We start from the raw sequence: 16,629 nt of genomic DNA, 5'->3' as shown, positions 1-16,629 counted from the left end.
GTTTGGTAACCAAACCCCTACGATCGTCGAATGGGGGTCAAAACACACAGCCTTGGGTTTAAACCCAAGGAACCAAAAGCTCAAGTCGTCTAAAGACGACTAAAAAAGAATTCCAGTCGGTTTCAACCGACTTGCGATATAAGCCAAGAACTTGAGTTCTTGGCGGCTGTCGGGGCTAACTAAAAATGGTACAAACTACCAGTTTTAACTGACGCGACAGGTCATGTCTCTACGACTGCGCCCATTCGGTATGGAAAACCCCTTCCTTGTCGGTTCGCTGATATGTATGAGCGCCAAAGTAGTCGCGCTGTGCCTGGGTCAAGTTTTGCGGTAAGCGATCGCGCCGATAGCTGTCGAAGTAATCCAACGACGCACTAAAGGCTGGAACCGGGATTCCCAACTGATTAGAAACCACCAGCACGTCCCGCCATGCCTCTTGCCGATCCAGAATCGTTTGCTTAAACTCTGGCGCTAATAGTAAATTCGGCAGTTTTGGATTCTCATTGAAGGCGTTTTTAATCTTATCCAGGAATCCCGCCCGAATAATACAACCCCCTTTCCAAATCCGGGCAGTTTCTGCCAAGTTCAGGTTGTAATTAAACTCCTGTGATGCCTTACCCAACAATGCCATTCCTTGAGCATAAGAACACATTTTTGAGCAGTAGAGAGCGTCACGGACTTTGTTGATAAACGCTTGGCTATCTCCATCATACTTACCCGTAGTACCTGTAAGCTCTTTCGCTGCTGCCACCCGTTCCTGTTTATAGGACGAAATTACCCGCGCATTCACCGCCGCGTACATGGTGGGAATCGGTACACCTAATTCTAGAGAACTGACCACCGTCCAGCGTCCGGTTCCCTTTTGTCCGGCAGAATCCAGAATCAAATCAACTAGAGGCTGATTCGTATCCGGGTCAATGTACTTGAAGATATCCGCCGTAATTTCAATTAAAAAAGAATTTAGCTCATCCGTCGTATTCCATTCGGAAAAAACCTGATGAAGCTGCTGGTGATCCAATCCCAAGCCATTTTTGAGCAAATCATAAGCTTCGGCAATGAGCTGCATATCGCCATACTCAATCCCGTTATGCACCATCTTCACATAATGACCTGCACCCCCAGGACCAATGTAGGTGACACAGGGACCATCATCCACCTGAGCGGCAATTTTGGTCAAAATGGGTTCTAACTCTTTATATGCCGTATCGGTGCCTCCTGGCATCAAGCTAGGACCATTGAGCGCTCCTTCTTCGCCACCACTGACCCCCATTCCGACAAAACCGAGTCCTGTGGCTTCTAAGTCTTTGGTGCGGCGTTCGGTGTCTTGGTAGAGGGAGTTCCCGCCATCGATAATCATATCTCCGGGTTCGAGCAGGGGTTTGAGTTGATCGATGACAATATCAACTGGTTTGCCTGCTTTAACCATCACCAGGATTTTGCGGGGACGTGCCAAGGTTTTGACAAAATCTTCTAGGGAATAGGCGGCGGTGACGTTTTTATCCGAGGCACGTTTTGCCATAAATTCTTCTGTTTTCGAGCTAGTCCGGTTGTACACCGCCACAGGAAACCCGCGACTTTCCACATTGAGCGCCAGGTTTTCTCCCATCACAGCTAGACCGATGACTCCGAAGCTTGGTTGTGTCATATATCTCTCGTCAGAATGTAATTGAACGTGTAATCGTGTTTATTTCCCCTACAGGGTAGCCTGCCCTGCGGCGGAATCTTGTAAAATTTGCATTATGAGTATGCTTCAACTAGAGTACACAAAACCTCAAACCTGGCAATCTCGCTAGAGATGGAAACAAGAATCGACTACTTTTATTGACTCTCTGAGAACTGAGTTGACAAAAAAGCGTTTTTGTGATTTAATAAATAGTATTATCGGAGAAGGTGTGCGCCTATAAAGTGGGGTTTGTGCCATTGACTGCTTTGTTGGGCGAAGAATCCCTAGCTGTATCCCTTCATCAGCAAAGGCAAATGAAATTACCTACTGATTCAACAGCTTTGGGATAGTATTGGCAAAAGGAAATCCTCTACATAATTATCGCCAAACAGGTTAAGCTCAATTCCTGGTTTTGGCGATCGCACCTTAACTTCTCGCCTAAGCAAATGTCCTGGCTGAGTGGGTGAGATCAATCAATGCATATTTTTAGGACAAAATTAGGTTGTTACCCATCCTGCGCTTCCGAGAGGGTAAACTCCGGCGGGTTTAGTTTGTGTAGCTGTGGTTTTCAATCACCCTATTAATATTACCCGAAAGCATGAGCCAGATGGGGGAAGTTAAATCCCTGGAGAGATAGATAAGCTAATCATCAAAAACAACGAAGATTTGGCGACATTCAACCCTTTACCCGATTCGAGCATGAATAAGTTTATTGTTTTGATTATTAGTCTATCCAGCGTTCTGTTTTTTGGATGCTCTCAAGCCGAAACAGTTTCTAGTCGAGGGGAAACAGTAGCAGCGGAAACCATCACTCAAGTTCCCGACGATCAAATAGCTAAACCCCTAACACCCGCAGCAGCTGATGCGTTAATTGCTGCCACAATTGAGGCAATTAATCAGGAAAATGTTAACTTCTTTATGCCCTATTTGATGGAACGCGATCGCGCCTCTGAAAATGTGCAAGCGGCACTTGAGCATTATCAGGCTTATTTCCAAGGCGAAGAGATTACGGACTTTGAGCGTCTGGGTGTTGAACAATTGGGGAAAACAGGCGATAAAACTCCGATTCAACGCTTTAATTACCGCATCTTTACCCCTAGCGGGATGAGTAATTCGATTTCTGTTTATCAAGATCAAAGCATTCGCTTAGATGACCAATTTTTACTCTATTCCGTTTACGCGAATCGTTTAGTTGAACGATATTTTGATGCCATTCAAAGCCAAGATATTGAGAAGCTTGGTAAATTTTTAAATCTTGAGGGAACCTTGTTTAGTCAAGAGGATTTGAGGGGAATTATATCAAAATATGAGGACTTATTCTCTTTAGACTCACTCAATTATCAGTTTACGGACTTAGAGTCTGATCGTCAGCAGTTTATTTATACCCTTTCTGGGAAAAATGGACGTGAGCATGAAATTAAAGTTATCTATGGGGATGGGTTAGTCAGTCTCCATGATAATTTTATTCCGGCGAAAAATTAAAGCCGAATGCGGGAAGATTAGCATTAATATATCGGGTATGAATTGTTAGACTTATTCTCACGACATGGATTAATTTTGACACAGCTAAAATGGTGAAATAAACTTGACAGGTTGCCCTGTAGGGGCGGGTTTCACGATTATCTCTTCGGTTGCACCAGGGATGCGACTAAACCCGCCCCGATTCGCAGGTTTGATGATTTCCTCTAAAAAGTCAATCAATTCGGTCGGATCGCCCTGTCCTAAAATCTTTGTGTCAGAACGTGTTTTTTATGATTAAACGGGTTGACAAAAAAACGGTTTATATGATTCAATAAACAGTATAATCAGAGAATGTGTGCGCCTATAGACTCTGGTTAATTCGATTGACTGCTTTCCTTGGCAAAAAGTCCTAACGGTATCCCTTCATCAGCCAAAGCTTGTGACTATGCAATCAACGTTGAAATCCCCCTAAATCCCCCTTTGAAAGGGGGACTTTGATTAATTGATTTATTCAAAGGGGGATTTTGATTAATTTTTTATTGTCCCCTTAAATGACTTGGCTTACTTTCTGGTTCTCTCCTTTTAAAGGATGCAATTTCTTGTCCCCCCTTTCAAAGAATGCAATTTCTTGTCCCCCCCTTTCAAAGGGGGGCTAGGGGGGATACTTACTACCGTGTTTGGCGACAACTAAACACCACTTCCCCACCTGTACGGGCTTGGAAACCAAGCCCCTACGTGCTTCCATTCCTGATACCACTTGCGAATTTGTTCCGCTAGCGCCACCGTACCCCCAGCAATGCCGACAATTGTAGCAATTACCGCCAGGGTTCCCTCCTTTTGGGTTTGTGCCTCATAGGATACCGATAATCCCGGAATCGCCATCAATTCAGACACGGCGGGTTCAGCAGCCTCCCCCGCGATCGCAACTTGAACGGCTGTTATCATTTTTATAGGTTAATCTCGACAAATCAATTTTAAGATGAATGATACTGAAATTATATTGTCGGGGTACTATCCTTGCGCCCAGTGTAATGCTATTAATAGATACAATTGTCTATTTTTAACGCAGAGTACGCAGAGGGTTCCGCAGAGTACGCAGAGGGATTGAATATCTTAGAGAAAACGTTTGATAAAGTAGAGGGGAGAAGATAGCAGAAAATACTATTAATTACCTGTTCCCTGTTCCTAGCAAATGACGTAGCTTGCTTCTCGCTTCATTGAGTATGAAAAATGACAAACCCAGTTGTTCTCGTTCACGGTATTTTCCGCACCTCATCGGTTTTTCGCAAACTCTCTCCCTACCTTAGGAAAAAGGGTTTTTCTGTTTATAGTATTGACCTTAAACCCAATAATGCTACATTGGGTTTAGACGAAATGGCTGCCCAATTAGCCAATTTTATTAACCAAACATTTCCCCAAAACCAACCCATTGATTTAGTCGGTTTAAGTATGGGGGGACTCGTCACCCGCTATTATGTCCAGCGATTAGGTGGAATTGACCGAGTGCAGCGTTATATTACCATTGCTGCCCCCCATCACGGCACCTGGTTAGCCTACCTATTAAACCGTCGCGCCTGCGTACAAATGCGTCCAGGAAGTCCTTTAATAGAGGATTTAAACCGAGATGTCCAAATGTTAGAACGCCTTAATTTCACATCAATTTGGACACCGTGGGATTTTATTATTATTCCGGGTAATAGTTCACAAATGCCCGTGGGTAAAAATGTGAAAGTTTCAGTTCTTGCCCATGCTTGTATGGTGATAAATTCCCACAGTATGCAAGCGGTAGCTTCTGCTTTATCAGAACCATTTTATCGGATTCAGAAGGCAAATTAGCCTCGTAGTTTGTAGTAAGGGCTTTAGCCATATTTTAATGATTGACAAATGACAAATCACCCATCGCCGATCGCGGCTAACTCGTGACTACCAAAAATTGCCTCTGGATGAGTATAGAATTTAAACTCCATTAAATTATAAAATGGGTCTTGTAAGAAAAAAGTGCGATGTTCAGTCACATCACCTGGAAAACGTCGCTTCGGTTGCTGATAGAATTGAAGCTGCTGCTGTTGGGCGCGATCGCATAAAGCTTGCCAATCGGCTTGTGCGGTAAAAATTAAACCAAAGTGACGCGGATAAATCCCCCGTTGTGGTGTTAAGGGTTCATCGGTGAGATGGGCTACCAGTTGATGCCCATATAAGTTTAAAATGACCGCTTGACGGGTTTCTCGCCCAATATCACAGCCGAGTCCTCTGCCATAATACTCTTTGGTTTGCTCAATATCACTAACGGGAAATGCTAAATGGAAGAGAATGGGATTCATCACTATTAATTTAAGTTTTGCCTAATCCGATAATCACCCTAAACAGTTATGCATCGATTGCATACCAAAAACTGTTGCCTACTATACACCCGGAAACATCCTCTTAACCCTTAATATATGCCATTGTGGGGTCTGGGCGGGCGCGAGTCGCATCTGGGTTATCAGAAACGATAATAGTGAAATCCGCCCTGACACAAAACTCTCGCACTCACTCAGGGCGGGCGCGAGTTACATCCCTTGTGAGGTAAGAAACGATCGTAATAAAACCCGCCCCTACACAATCAAACTCAAAACTCAGTCATGCTTGCAACACTCAATTCTCTTAATCCTTGGCTGATTGCCGTCCTCTTAAATACAATATTATTAGCGATCGCGTGGCTGATCCCCAAGCAACTCCTTACCCCGGCTGGACTTCTCCACGCCGGGGCGTTGGGGATTGTGATTTGGGGAACCTTAGGCTGGCAAGGGTATCTGATTGTGATGGTTTATTTTCTTGTCGGTTCTGCTGTTACCCGCATCGGTATGGCACAAAAAGAAGCAGCGGGGATTGCTGAAAAGCGTTCGGGCGCTAGAGGACCTGAAAATGTGTGGGGTTCAGCTTTAACGGGTACGCTTTGCGCGGTGGGCGTTCTTTTCCTGGATGAACCCTATCGCAGTTTCCTCCTACTGGGTTTTGTCGCTAGTTTCGCCACTAAGCTTTCTGATACTACCGCCAGTGAGGTGGGTAAAGCCTACGGTAAGCGCACCTTTTTAATCACCACCTTACAACCCGTCTCCCCCGGAACCGAAGGCGCAGTCAGTCTAGAAGGAACCTTAGCAGGGGCTGTCGCCTCGGCTGCGATCGCGTTTCTGGGTTGGGGCGTTGGCTTCATAGACTTGACAGAAGTCTGGTTTTGTGTATTCGCTGCCTTTATTGCCACCAACTTGGAAAGTGTGATTGGTGCCACCTGGCAATCTCAGGTCGAATGGATGACCAACGAAGTCGTGAATTTTATCAATACATTAATTGGTGCGATCGCGGCTATCCTTTTGGTTATCATCTGGCACAGTATCATGGGATTACCTGGATAGTTTCCCTCACCTTTTATTCGGAGTCAAAGAAAAGTCCTTAGTTAAAAAACCAAGGACAAATAACTAATGACAAAGGACAAATAACTATTTCATTTGCCGACCAAACACCATTTGTAAAACCATCGGTTGACCATCATCTCGATGATATTTATCCGCCCAAGCGCGAATAATTTCATCAAGTTCCGTTATCGCTTGGTCAATATTTTCCGGTGGAATATCCAACTCCTCCAAAACCCGCATCACATGCTGCTGACGTTCTGCCCACTCTTTCATCAACCGGAAATACTGCGCCGTATCCTCCACCACCGTGTAGGTACGTTCTTTGCCATCTACGGGCGAATAAGATGCACTGGTCAGGGCATAATAGGGTAAACCCCAGGGACAATCAATGCGCGTCACTGTTCCCGAATACAGTAAGCGTCGTTTGATATGTTCTGCCATGGCTTCAGAAAGAGGCGCTTGTCGTTCCGGAGGTAAATCTTCCTGAGAACGGCTGTGCAGAAACTCAATCAATTCCATAAACTGTAAAGAACTGACCACCTGGGCATCGGGGAGATGATCCGGTAATTTTTCCTCGATGATGCGTTTTTCTTCCCTGTGCAGGCTCGTGCCAGAAATCCGCGATCGCCCCGGTTGCCATGGATACTGATCCATCCACACATAAGGAAACTGAATCAAATAGCGGGGTTCTTGAGACCCCAGCATCTTCAGCAGTTTTCCTTCTGTTAATGCCTGTCTAACTTCTTCAACAATAACCTTGACCCGTTTTGGCTCAATATGGTGTAGATGTCCGGTCATCCGGATATTTTCACCCTGTTCCAAATAGGTCGTGTAAATCGCACATTTAGCAGCCGTTGCTGCCGCATCTAGAAATGCCCCATGTCGGTGTCCACTGGTTCTCATTGCGCTGAAAGCCAGATATATCATAATCTGATCCATGGCGCTGGGGCTGAGGCTTTTGATCAGATCGAGATGATTAGTCATTTTAGGGAGCGGTCACATCGCATGGGTACAAAAGAATAAAGGTAATGGCGAACCCACGGCTTCACCTAAACCAGCGAGTCCAACTCAAGAAGCAAAACATGCGCTTACTTAAAGCACCCTAATATTAAAGTCTAAATTCTCCTTAGATTATAGACTGGATTATAAACAAACTAGGAGATACCGCCAACTGGAAGACCCCCTGGGTGGGTCACAACTAGGGGGTAAAATTCTTCCAGGAAAGTATATATTATATCAAATGGCACTTACTGCCTATGCCCAAGTAAATTCGCGCCGTCCACTACCCCGGTGACAAATCTGGGGCACGAAGGTATCTTGGGAGGTAAAGAAACGCCGTTGTCCACCGCGATTGGTTTCAGGACCTTGAGGACCAGCATCTCCAGTTTTGACTAGAGACAACAGCGAGTGGGCAGGAGTAGACTGAAAAAGTGAGACTGAGCGATCGCGACTATCATGAGCATGGACAGCAAATGAGAGCGTAAGCAGGCTCACTAAAGTAACACAAGTGTAAAAGCGCATAGCAGATGTCCGTGTCAGGGTTTCTAGTCCCTGTTACGGACTTTTTACTCATGGTTCAGGAAAAATTCCTGCCAGAGTTAATGTGGATTGTGTGAAGATTAATGGTACACTAGCGATTTTGTCTTCAAATTGTTCCAGTTCCCAGACGCTTCTGGCATCGTGTCTTTACATTGCTCCCAGACGTGCCATGGCACGTCTCTACAATCCCTGCTTTTGGCGCTTAAGTTGACGCCAATGGTTATACCCATCCATGTTTGGAGACTGATTGCTGATCAGTGCAAACTGTTTACCAGCAACCAGTTTCCCGCCGGATTAAAACGTCCCCACCCTTGTAGCTGTTGCTGATCAGGATAATGCTGGAGTTGCTGGTTAACATCAGATTGTGTGGTAATCAACATCCAAATTTGACCCCCATAACTTTCAGGTTCGCTCAGGGTAATAATGTAATCCTGCTCAGCACGGCGTTGGAATATGCCAGTGAAATAGATTAAGGCATGGGATTGGTGATTGGTGATTGGTGATTCGGAAGATTCTCCTGTGCTTCTATGTTCCCAAACCTTCCACCGCAACGTCTCGACAAGCTCCCCCGGCTCCTCAACCATCCCAGAACGGGGATACTCTTCTGGATGATCCAAGTAATAACGTTGCCAGTACTGCCAATCTGGATGATCAAGGGATTTGTTGAATAAGGGAATCACAACCGCAGGGGCAATAGCATCGCCCAACAATGCCTCTTGAATACGCCGGATGGGTAACTCCCTCGGTTGACAGCCAAGTTCCACACACAGCGCAGCCGCCATTCCTGCGGCTTGACCTAGATTCATCACCACAGGTTGCAACCTTGTCGAACCATTGGCAATGTGAGAGACGGAAGTATTTTTATCACAGACCAATAAACCATCCATTAACACAGGTAAAAGGCAACCATAAGGAATGGTAAACGGCACTCCCGTCCAACGCCCTCCCCAACGGATGGATTTTGGGGCTAAGGGAAAGGTAAAACCAGGATAATGATGGTCATTGGCATAATTGCCCACAGCAATTCCGGTAAAAGCCCCTGATGCATCGACGGGCAAAGGCGCAACTTGACCCCCTGCTATCGGTAAAATATCTTGTTCTTTCAACGTCACCACTCCCACCAGACGCCGACTTTCTCGATAGTAAGGATGTAGGGCGTAAGCCCCACCACCGAGGGACGCTTCTGGGAAACTATCATCGGCTAAACCATAACGCCGTCCCAGTTGAGATTGAATAAAACTAGCAAAGCCTTGAGTGTGCCAAAGGGCTTCCTGGAGAAACTGCTGTCGGGATGCATCCGATTCCACTAAGCGCCCAACTCCCTCACCATAATCATTGCCATATTGGGGCCAATTCAGCATAAACAGTCCCCCAGGTAAGCGTCCGTAATTGAGAAAGGATTCCACCCCATAGCCTTCCCACGCCCCGACAAACTGTTCTGGGCTGTATTGAGGTGGGGGCGGAATTTCCGGGGCTGTATCGGTGCCAAAATCTTTGAGGATGACAACCCAGGTTGGTGCTTGAACTGGATAGCGTTGAGTCAAGTCATTGAAGGAAACAGGCGCACTCGGTTCACCAAAGCGCGTGAGCAACTCCCAACCCCAACCATAGGGAATCTCGGCTAATTCGAGCACATCTCCCAATTCCGTGGCGTCTAGGGTGACTTTGGCGTTAATCACAACATCAGCAAATCGCACCCCGGTTACACAATCCCCTGCTTTTAATACCGCTAAGGGCGTTTGTCCAGCAATCCACTTTAGGTTGGGCAATGCTTGAACCCAATCTGCAAAGACTTGAGCGCCAATTCTAGGCTGGTAGGTAAACAAACTCACCCACCCATGATCGAGTCCTCCGGGCTGTCGCTGTTGAAGTTCTCGCAAAAATGCGCCCCATAACCCCGTTTGCCACGCGGCTAATTCATTGCCATCGGGCGCACAGACACCGGCTGTCGTCAGCATTCCTCCTAGCCAGGAAAACTCGCTGACTAGAATTGTTTTGACGCCTCGACGTGCCGCTTGGATTGCCGCACTCGTGCCACCTGTACCACCACCGACAACTAAGACTTCTGTTGTTAGTTCATTCACAGCCATACAAAAAATGGGTTGGGGATAGTGATTATCATCACACCTACACCAGAGTCAAGTCACAGATGCGCTTTGTAATAATCCGTTACATTATGAGTAATATAAATTTACAAAGTTGCTAAACAAAGGGGAACGATTATGATTAGTCCAATGCTTATCTTAGTTTCATTGTTTTTCGTGGGTTGGGTTGCCGTTGCTGTATTAGGGACTCAGGCTTACTTCCGAGGCGAACAGAGCAAGCCAATCCACGATCGCAACTGGCGTTGTGAGTCCTTTGAGCAGCTAGCAGAGTCGATCACAGGGATCGAGACAAATTACAGCGATCGCACCCCAGCTTACAGGATGGATGCTTATGCGAGCAATAATTTGCCTTCCTAGCCGCATCCCTTATCCGCTCAACGCTTCTTCCACGCCACCATCTTAGTGTTAACAGCATTTGCTTTTAAGCACGGTGGAGAAAGCAGGAAGAGAATAGTAGAGATTTAAGTTGTGAGTTTTCATTGGACTCACAACTTGCTAGTTTTTCTTCGGTGTAGCTCAAGATGGGCAGGAGGATGTGACGATAGGATTAGATTGGGTAGGATGAGCCAAGAGAGGATAATCTCCATTCTTCCTCTCCCCCTACCAAAACATCATAGAAGCTGAGAGCCACCGTCTTTTAAGCGGTGGATGAAAGCGACTTGAAGGATTTATCCTTCTGTTTACAGATTAAGTCTACAAAATGGTGTATAAACAATGTAGGAGGTGATGAACAAGTGTTAAGTCTGACCTACGAATACAAAGCAATCCCTACACAAGAACAAGTCCAAATGATTGAACACACGCTAACAGTGTGTCGTAAAGTTTGGAATTATGCCTTGCGTACACGTAAGGATTGGATAAATTCTCGTAAGTGTCAAGTGAATGCTTGCTCAATTACCTCTGAATACATCATGAGTGCAGATGCGCCTCGTCCCACTTATGCACAAAGTGTGTAAGTCACTGACCGCAGCCAAGGAAGAGTGTCCAGAACTCAAAACCGTCAACGCTCAAGTGTTGCAGCAGGTGTTAAGGAAACTAGAGACAGCCTTCTTGGACATGGGACGTAAGGGGATGGGATTTCCTCGATTTAAGAACAAGTACCGGATGCGGTCATTTGTTTATCCGCAACTAGGTAAGTCTCGGTTTTTGAGAGGAAATCAAATCAAGCTGCCTCAGCTAGGGTGGCTTGAATATGTCAAGTCGCGAGAAATTCCAGATGGATTTACGGTCAAACAAGCACGTATTGTCCGCAAGGCGTCTGGATATTTTGTGATGTTGTCACTTGAATGCGACCTTGATGTACCAGACGTAATCCCTGATGGTCATCCAGTGGGTATTGACTTGGGACTCGACAAATTCGTGGCAACATCTGATGGAGATGTGATAGATAGACCCCGTTTCCTGAATTCACTGCACCGCAAGTTGAAATTACTGCAACGCAGACTGAAGCACAAGAAGAAAGGGTCAAACAATCGTCACAAACTCAATCTAAAGATTGCACGACTACATCAACGAATCAGGGATACAAGGAAAGACTGGCACTTCAAATTAGCTCACAAACTGTGCGATGGTGCTGGGATGATATTTGTTGAGGATATCGACTTTCGAGTATGGGCAAAAGGACTATTCGGCAAACACACATTAGATGCTGGTTTTGGTCAGTTCTTGTCCATCTTGAAGTTTGTGTGCTGGAAACGTGGCGTGTATTTCGATAAGGTAGACAAGAATTACACGTCACAAGTTTGTCCTCAATGTGACGCACATACAGGCAAAAAAGAGCTCCACCAAAGAGTTCATTCTTGTCCTGAATGTGGATACACAACACATCGTGATGTAGCAGCAGCACAAATTGTCCGCAATCGTGGACTGTCTGAGGTGGGACGCATCTTGGACATTAAAGAAAATGCTTGTGGAGACGGTCTGACGGGGACGGGAAACCGTCTAGTTAAGAGTTCGAGAAGCAAGAACAAGGGTAGAGAGGCGCGACTTCAGTCCGCCTCGTAACATCCGTTAAGAATCCCCCTTCTTCAGATGGGGGAGTACGTCAAACCCCCTTGAATTTAAGCTGATATTCGCATAGTTAAGGAACCTGAAACCATGATTCAGAAAGTACAAAAGAGTGACGCTGATTGGAAACAACAGCTTACCCCAGAACAATACAAAGTGACCCGACAGAAGGGAACAGAACGCGCCTTTACCGGAGAGTATCATGACAATAAGCAGCCGGGAATCTACAAATGTGTCTGCTGTGGCAATGACTTGTTCACATCCAAAACCAAATATGATTCTGGGACAGGGTGGCCCAGTTTTTGGGCGCCGATTGATGAAGAAAACGTCAAATATGAAGCGGATAATACTTTGTGGATGCGTCGCACTGAGATCCTCTGTGCAGCTTGTGATGCTCACTTAGGTCATGTATTTAATGACGGACCAGCACCAACGGGTCAGCGTTACTGTCTAAATTCTGCCTCGCTAAACTTTGTCCAGTCCGATCAGGTAGAATCAGCATCTAAGGCGGAAACTGATAAATCTGCAACTGCCTAACCTGACTTCGAGATCAGCGATTTGTCTATTTTGGCATGACCAGCTCCATCCAAACCATTAAGTTAGATCAGTTCCTCAAGTGGGTAGGTATCGCGTCCACAGGTGGCGAAGCCAAACTGATGATTCAAGAAGGTGATGTGACCGTTAATGGTATCATCGAAACTCGGCGCGGACGTAAATTAGTTGAAGGAGATTTGGTAAGCGTACAAGGGGAAACCTATAAGGTTGGAACTCAACTCTAACCCTGTTTGAGCTTATCTAGTTATATCCGTAAAAAAAATGGCGAGGTAACTTCCCTGTGTCCAGAGGCGAGTCCTTGTTCCTATCGGGCGCTCCTGCATATACAACAAGTATTTAGGAGCTTTTCGGGGCGGGTGAGAGGCGCTTAATTGTGTTTTATAAATCTATTTGCCCAACCCGCCCTCCCCTAACCTGTAAAATGAAGGTAGGGTTATTTACGGTATTAAGGAATTGAGATTAACGGCAAGAAGCTGTTAATTATTAGGAATTGAGTTCAGGGTAATGCCCCTAAGAAATTGGGCAATTGGGTTCATCAAGTCAGAGACAAAAATCAATGGGAAGCTGTTGGATTTTAGAGATAGCTTATAGTTCCCATTCGCGACAGTCAATTAGCAGGTCGTCTAAGTTTGTCTCAAACTCCTTCCAGTCATTAAACCAGATCTCCCTATTGTGATCATTTACTGGATAATCTGCATCCCATTCCTCGATAAAAGCATCCGCCTCCCAGTCATGGGATAAGACATCTGCATCCCACTCCTCGAAGGATACATCCCCATCGTTATCTGTCTCTTTTAACAGAAGCTCTATGTCTCCTTCGCTGACCGTATAATTGGCAAATAGTTTCATGGTTAGTTCCCCGCTTACTCTCAACTCAATCTAGACCATAAACCAAGTTATAGTTAAATAATCTCTCATTTTTAGGGGAATTCCTGTAATTTAATCCCTAAAAAATAGTGATTATTCTCACGGGGTTCTGTGATAATTTACTTTAAAGGATGTGATTTTTAAAACGCTTCGTTGTGATTAATGTCACAGATTTTTCGGAGAAATTTCAGCTTTAGATCTTGCCCGATCTCTTTTATATACATTAGGTTACTTAAATTTCATAATGCTCAATAGATATAATTAAATCTTTACATCTACATCAATATTTGTAAATAGAACCGCCCCAATTTGCCGCTAAATTGGGAAGATACCGTTACAAAAGTTTAGTTATTGGGAAAGTTTTGGGTTGAGAGGGCTTCCGGAGCAAGGCTGTAGGGGCGGGTTTTACCGATGATGTTTGGCAAAAAACCAACAATTGGACTAGAGAAGGCTTGATATTATTGTACTACAATGAGAACTAGCCGATACTGCCGAACAGCTTCTGCACCCCATCCTAGAAATGGGATAACCTCTGTTGAATGTAGAAATTGAGGCAAAACCGAAGCAGAGGAACTGGGGCTGGGAGAGGAGGTTAAAGGATATATCGGTTCAGTCATTGATATGAGCGATCCTGGGTTGGACAAAGTTGTTACAAATTCGTAAATTTGACGAAGCCAAAACTGCCGAAGCCCTCGCCACCATTGAACGGAATGCCAATTTACAGATTGAACTGATTGATGACTTGCTGGATATCGCCAAAATTCTGCGTGGCAAACTTAGCCTGGATATGACCTCCGTCAATCTATCCTCTGTGATTGAAGCGGCGATTTATACGGTGCGGACGACAGCCGTGGCTAAATCCATCTCACTTCATAGCGCATTACCCAACATTGGACAAGTGTCTGGTGATGCTGCCCGACTGCAGCAAATTGTCTGGAACTTGCTGTCCAACGCCATCAAATTCACTCCCAATGGTGAGCTATTAACAGTATTGCTCACGGAGTATGGCGCAGAAGTCTTGACTGTTGCCTGTGCGTCCCAAGTGATCGCCAATTTGAAATCCTTTCAACCGGATGTGTTAATTAGTGATATCGGGATGCCGGATGTGGATGGTTATACCCTGCTTGAACAGATTCGTGTTTTACCAGCCGAAAAAGGGGGACAAATTCCCGCGATCGCACTGACGGCTTATGCCAGACTTGAAGATCAGCAGCGTGCCTTCAACAGTGGCTATCAACGGCACGTTCCCAAGTCCCTTGAGCCAGAGCAGTTAGTTCGAGCTGTGGCAGTTCTGGCACAAAAGTGAACCCAATACAATCGGCTGACTCAGGAAAACCCAAGCGTGAGAGATCGCTGGGGTAAGAAAGTGAGATTGTAGCCACTATCTAGATTATCACTTCCTTCATCTGTCGAAAATAAAGAATGATACCAAATCTGACGAAGTAACCCCCTTTAGCCCTAGGGTACTTTTTCCTTGAAACCTTCTGCCTTCTGCCCTAGAGCCTGCTGCTAGATGTGGAATTTTCCGGTACAGTGTCATCTGGTAAAAGTCTGAGGGATATAGCTTGGTCATTTCTTCCCACAGACAGACGATAATCAGCTTTTTGCATATCTAAAGTTAAGGGTGACAGGTTGCTGGCGCTTGTCAGCTTACCAGAGGGTTAACCTGTAGGACGAGTTATAGCTAGCTGAGATAAACCTCCTTGGTACATCAGGTCAACCTATTCTCTTCATAACCAAAAATTAACAGGAGATTTAATCATGACCAAGATAGCAATTAATGGTTTCGGGAGAATTGGTCGAGCTGTTTTTAAGATTGCCCTTGATCATCCCGATTTAGAACTCGTTGCTATTAATGATTTAGTCCCACCCGATAATCTTGCCTATCTGCTCAGGTACGATACTGTTTACGGCAAATATGATAAAAATGTAGACAGTACAAAGGACAGTTTAATTATTGACGGCAAATCCTATAAAATCTTAAGTGAAAAAGATCCAACGCAACTCCCTTGGCGTGATTTAGGCGTCGATCTTGTCTTTGAATGTACGGGGATTTTTACTAAAAAACCCGATTTAGAAAAACATATCCAGGCGGGTGCTAAGCGGGTGATTCTTTCTGCGCCGGCTAAAAGCGAGGGAGTCACCACAATCGTACATGGCGTTAATCAGCCGAATGAATCAGATCAGATTGTATCCTGTGCTAGCTGCACCACCAATTGCATTACTCCCGTTGTCGAAATTATGGGACGCCGAATCGGGATTAAAAAAGCCATAATGACAACCATTCATGCTTATACTTCTACCCAAGCTATTGTTGATGGACCGAGTAAGAAATTTCGGCGTGGTAGAGCGGCGGCGGCTAATTTAGTCCCCACCACGACAGGAGCGGCTGTGGCGACAACCCAAGTTCTTCCCCAATATCAAAATAAGTTTGATGGGGTAGCGGTACGGGCACCGATTCCTGTTGGTTCTATTTCTGATATTATTTTCGTCACGGAAAAGCCCACTAGCGTTGACGAAATTAACAGTATCTTCAAAGAAGAAGCTGGAAGCGAACGCTATCAAGACATTTTAGCTGTTTCAGAAGACCCCATTGTTTCATCTGATATCGTTCAAGATCCTCATGCTTCAATTGTCGATTTGACGATGACGCAAGTTGTTGATGGTGACTTGGTTAAAGTCATGAGTTGGTATGACAATGAATGGGGATATGCTTCCCAGATGATTAAAGAAGCTGTCCGCATGATCAAGGAATCAAAAACTAAGCAAACGACTAGCTAATTTCAGCAATTAGCGATTGATTTGAATGTAGGCTTGTAGGGGCGGGTTTTACTACTATCGTTTCGATTGCACCCATAAGCGACTAAACCCGCCCCGAAGTCCGCCGTTTTTGAGATAATTTATCAATGGATAATTAATAATTGATAATTGATAATTGATTAATTGGGTCTAAGACCTCTTCGTTTACGAAGAAATTAAAAAATATTTTCCTTAAATTCAATCCTCTTCTTTTAAGGAGAGGTCATTATCCATTGTTCAT

At 45.1% G+C, this 16,629-nt stretch carries 14 protein-coding genes and 2 pseudogenes; 9 read left to right on the top strand and 7 right to left on the bottom strand.

Annotation, left to right across the window (positions count from 1 at the left end; translation table 11 throughout):
• Window positions 1-229: 229 nt before the first annotated feature.
• Window positions 230-1,645 (bottom strand): NADP-dependent phosphogluconate dehydrogenase, encoded by a 1,416-nt coding sequence (gene gndA, locus RLO19_RS30235; RefSeq protein WP_446361374.1) that lies wholly within the window; start codon window positions 1,643-1,645, stop codon window positions 230-232.
• Window positions 1,646-2,329: 684 nt separating this feature from the next.
• Between gndA and RLO19_RS30230 the strand changes: the two genes are divergently transcribed.
• On the top strand, window positions 2,330-3,145 hold the full coding sequence (locus RLO19_RS30230) for a hypothetical protein (protein ID WP_446361372.1): 816 nt from the start codon (window positions 2,330-2,332) through the stop codon (window positions 3,143-3,145).
• A gap of 666 nt (window positions 3,146-3,811) precedes the next feature.
• Here the strand turns inward: RLO19_RS30230 and RLO19_RS30225 are convergent.
• The gene (locus RLO19_RS30225) at window positions 3,812-4,069 is read right to left on the bottom strand and encodes a hypothetical protein (protein ID WP_446361370.1); all 258 of its coding nucleotides are present in this window, start codon (window positions 4,067-4,069) and stop codon (window positions 3,812-3,814) included.
• A gap of 285 nt (window positions 4,070-4,354) precedes the next feature.
• On the opposite strand from RLO19_RS30225, the gene RLO19_RS30220 reads away from it, so the two are divergent.
• The gene (locus tag RLO19_RS30220; protein ID WP_446361368.1) at window positions 4,355-4,960 is read left to right on the top strand and encodes an esterase/lipase family protein; all 606 of its coding nucleotides are present in this window, start codon (window positions 4,355-4,357) and stop codon (window positions 4,958-4,960) included.
• Window positions 4,961-5,016: 56 nt separating this feature from the next.
• Here RLO19_RS30220 and RLO19_RS30215 read toward each other — a convergent pair whose 3' ends face one another.
• The gene (locus tag RLO19_RS30215; RefSeq protein ID WP_446361366.1) at window positions 5,017-5,445 is read right to left on the bottom strand and encodes a VOC family protein; all 429 of its coding nucleotides are present in this window, start codon (window positions 5,443-5,445) and stop codon (window positions 5,017-5,019) included.
• A 300-nt stretch (window positions 5,446-5,745) separates the two neighbouring features.
• On the opposite strand from RLO19_RS30215, the gene RLO19_RS30210 reads away from it, so the two are divergent.
• On the top strand, window positions 5,746-6,516 hold the full coding sequence (locus tag RLO19_RS30210) for a TIGR00297 family protein (RefSeq protein WP_446361364.1): 771 nt from the start codon (window positions 5,746-5,748) through the stop codon (window positions 6,514-6,516).
• Between the two features lie 84 nt (window positions 6,517-6,600).
• Here RLO19_RS30210 and hetR read toward each other — a convergent pair whose 3' ends face one another.
• The 3 genes from hetR to RLO19_RS30195 all read right to left on the bottom strand — a co-directional run bounded on the left by hetR (window position 6,601) and on the right by RLO19_RS30195 (window position 10,145).
• Window positions 6,601-7,500, bottom strand: a complete 900-nt coding sequence (hetR, locus tag RLO19_RS30205; protein ID WP_446361362.1) for a heterocyst differentiation master regulator HetR — start codon at window positions 7,498-7,500, stop codon at window positions 6,601-6,603.
• A 270-nt stretch (window positions 7,501-7,770) separates the two neighbouring features.
• A complete protein-coding gene (patX, locus tag RLO19_RS30200; RefSeq protein ID WP_446361360.1) occupies window positions 7,771-8,037 on the bottom strand; it encodes a heterocyst-inhibiting protein PatX in 267 nt (88 codons plus the stop codon).
• Between the two features lie 272 nt (window positions 8,038-8,309).
• On the bottom strand, window positions 8,310-10,145 hold the full coding sequence (locus tag RLO19_RS30195; RefSeq protein WP_446361358.1) for an FAD-dependent oxidoreductase: 1,836 nt from the start codon (window positions 10,143-10,145) through the stop codon (window positions 8,310-8,312).
• Between the two features lie 144 nt (window positions 10,146-10,289).
• Between RLO19_RS30195 and RLO19_RS30190 the strand changes: the two genes are divergently transcribed.
• From RLO19_RS30190 to RLO19_RS30175, 4 genes and pseudogenes are all read left to right on the top strand, one after another.
• Window positions 10,290-10,517, top strand: coding sequence for a photosystem II protein, Psb35-related (locus RLO19_RS30190; RefSeq protein WP_446334509.1), 228 nt, complete (start codon window positions 10,290-10,292; stop codon window positions 10,515-10,517).
• Window positions 10,518-10,894: 377 nt separating this feature from the next.
• Window positions 10,895-12,164 (top strand): annotated as a pseudogene (locus tag RLO19_RS30185) (RNA-guided endonuclease InsQ/TnpB family protein).
• A gap of 93 nt (window positions 12,165-12,257) precedes the next feature.
• Window positions 12,258-12,704 (top strand): peptide-methionine (R)-S-oxide reductase MsrB, encoded by a 447-nt coding sequence (gene msrB / locus RLO19_RS30180; RefSeq protein WP_446361356.1) that lies wholly within the window; start codon window positions 12,258-12,260, stop codon window positions 12,702-12,704.
• 35 nt (window positions 12,705-12,739) lie between these two features.
• On the top strand, window positions 12,740-12,946 hold the full coding sequence (locus RLO19_RS30175) for an RNA-binding S4 domain-containing protein (RefSeq protein ID WP_446361354.1): 207 nt from the start codon (window positions 12,740-12,742) through the stop codon (window positions 12,944-12,946).
• 361 nt (window positions 12,947-13,307) lie between these two features.
• Here RLO19_RS30175 and RLO19_RS30170 read toward each other — a convergent pair whose 3' ends face one another.
• The gene (locus RLO19_RS30170) at window positions 13,308-13,571 is read right to left on the bottom strand and encodes a hypothetical protein (RefSeq protein WP_446361352.1); all 264 of its coding nucleotides are present in this window, start codon (window positions 13,569-13,571) and stop codon (window positions 13,308-13,310) included.
• Window positions 13,572-14,217: 646 nt separating this feature from the next.
• Between RLO19_RS30170 and RLO19_RS30165 the strand changes: the two are divergent.
• Window positions 14,218-14,895: pseudogene (locus RLO19_RS30165) on the top strand (hybrid sensor histidine kinase/response regulator); the annotation flags it as partial.
• 455 nt (window positions 14,896-15,350) lie between these two features.
• Window positions 15,351-16,370: a type I glyceraldehyde-3-phosphate dehydrogenase gene (gap, locus tag RLO19_RS30160; RefSeq protein ID WP_446361350.1), complete on the top strand. Its 1,020-nt coding sequence runs from the start codon at window positions 15,351-15,353 to the stop codon at window positions 16,368-16,370.
• Window positions 16,371-16,629 lie beyond the last annotated feature (259 nt).

The sequence above is a fragment of the Coleofasciculus sp. G2-EDA-02 genome, from assembly GCF_040226375.1.
GTDB lineage: Bacteria > Cyanobacteriota > Cyanobacteriia > Cyanobacteriales > Coleofasciculaceae > Coleofasciculus.
This window is presented reverse-complemented; position numbering and strand designations above follow the sequence as displayed.

Bases quoted from the DNA above. Each gene is read 5' to 3' on its own strand.
- gap (WP_446361350.1), top strand. From the start codon at position 15,351: ATGACCAAGATAGCAATTAATGGTTTCGGGAGAATTGGTCGAGCTGTT.
- hetR (WP_446361362.1), bottom strand. From the start codon at position 7,500: ATGACTAATCATCTCGATCTGATCAAAAGCCTCAGCCCCAGCGCCATG.
- gndA (WP_446361374.1), bottom strand. From the start codon at position 1,645: ATGACACAACCAAGCTTCGGAGTCATCGGTCTAGCTGTGATGGGAGAA.
- patX (WP_446361360.1), bottom strand. From the start codon at position 8,037: ATGCGCTTTTACACTTGTGTTACTTTAGTGAGCCTGCTTACGCTCTCA.
- RLO19_RS30225 (WP_446361370.1), bottom strand. From the start codon at position 4,069: ATGATAACAGCCGTTCAAGTTGCGATCGCGGGGGAGGCTGCTGAACCC.
- RLO19_RS30210 (WP_446361364.1), top strand. From the start codon at position 5,746: ATGCTTGCAACACTCAATTCTCTTAATCCTTGGCTGATTGCCGTCCTC.
- RLO19_RS30195 (WP_446361358.1), bottom strand. From the start codon at position 10,145: ATGGCTGTGAATGAACTAACAACAGAAGTCTTAGTTGTCGGTGGTGGT.
- RLO19_RS30220 (WP_446361368.1), top strand. From the start codon at position 4,355: ATGACAAACCCAGTTGTTCTCGTTCACGGTATTTTCCGCACCTCATCG.
- msrB (WP_446361356.1), top strand. From the start codon at position 12,258: ATGATTCAGAAAGTACAAAAGAGTGACGCTGATTGGAAACAACAGCTT.
- RLO19_RS30175 (WP_446361354.1), top strand. From the start codon at position 12,740: ATGACCAGCTCCATCCAAACCATTAAGTTAGATCAGTTCCTCAAGTGG.
- RLO19_RS30190 (WP_446334509.1), top strand. From the start codon at position 10,290: ATGCTTATCTTAGTTTCATTGTTTTTCGTGGGTTGGGTTGCCGTTGCT.
- RLO19_RS30170 (WP_446361352.1), bottom strand. From the start codon at position 13,571: ATGAAACTATTTGCCAATTATACGGTCAGCGAAGGAGACATAGAGCTT.
- RLO19_RS30215 (WP_446361366.1), bottom strand. From the start codon at position 5,445: ATGAATCCCATTCTCTTCCATTTAGCATTTCCCGTTAGTGATATTGAG.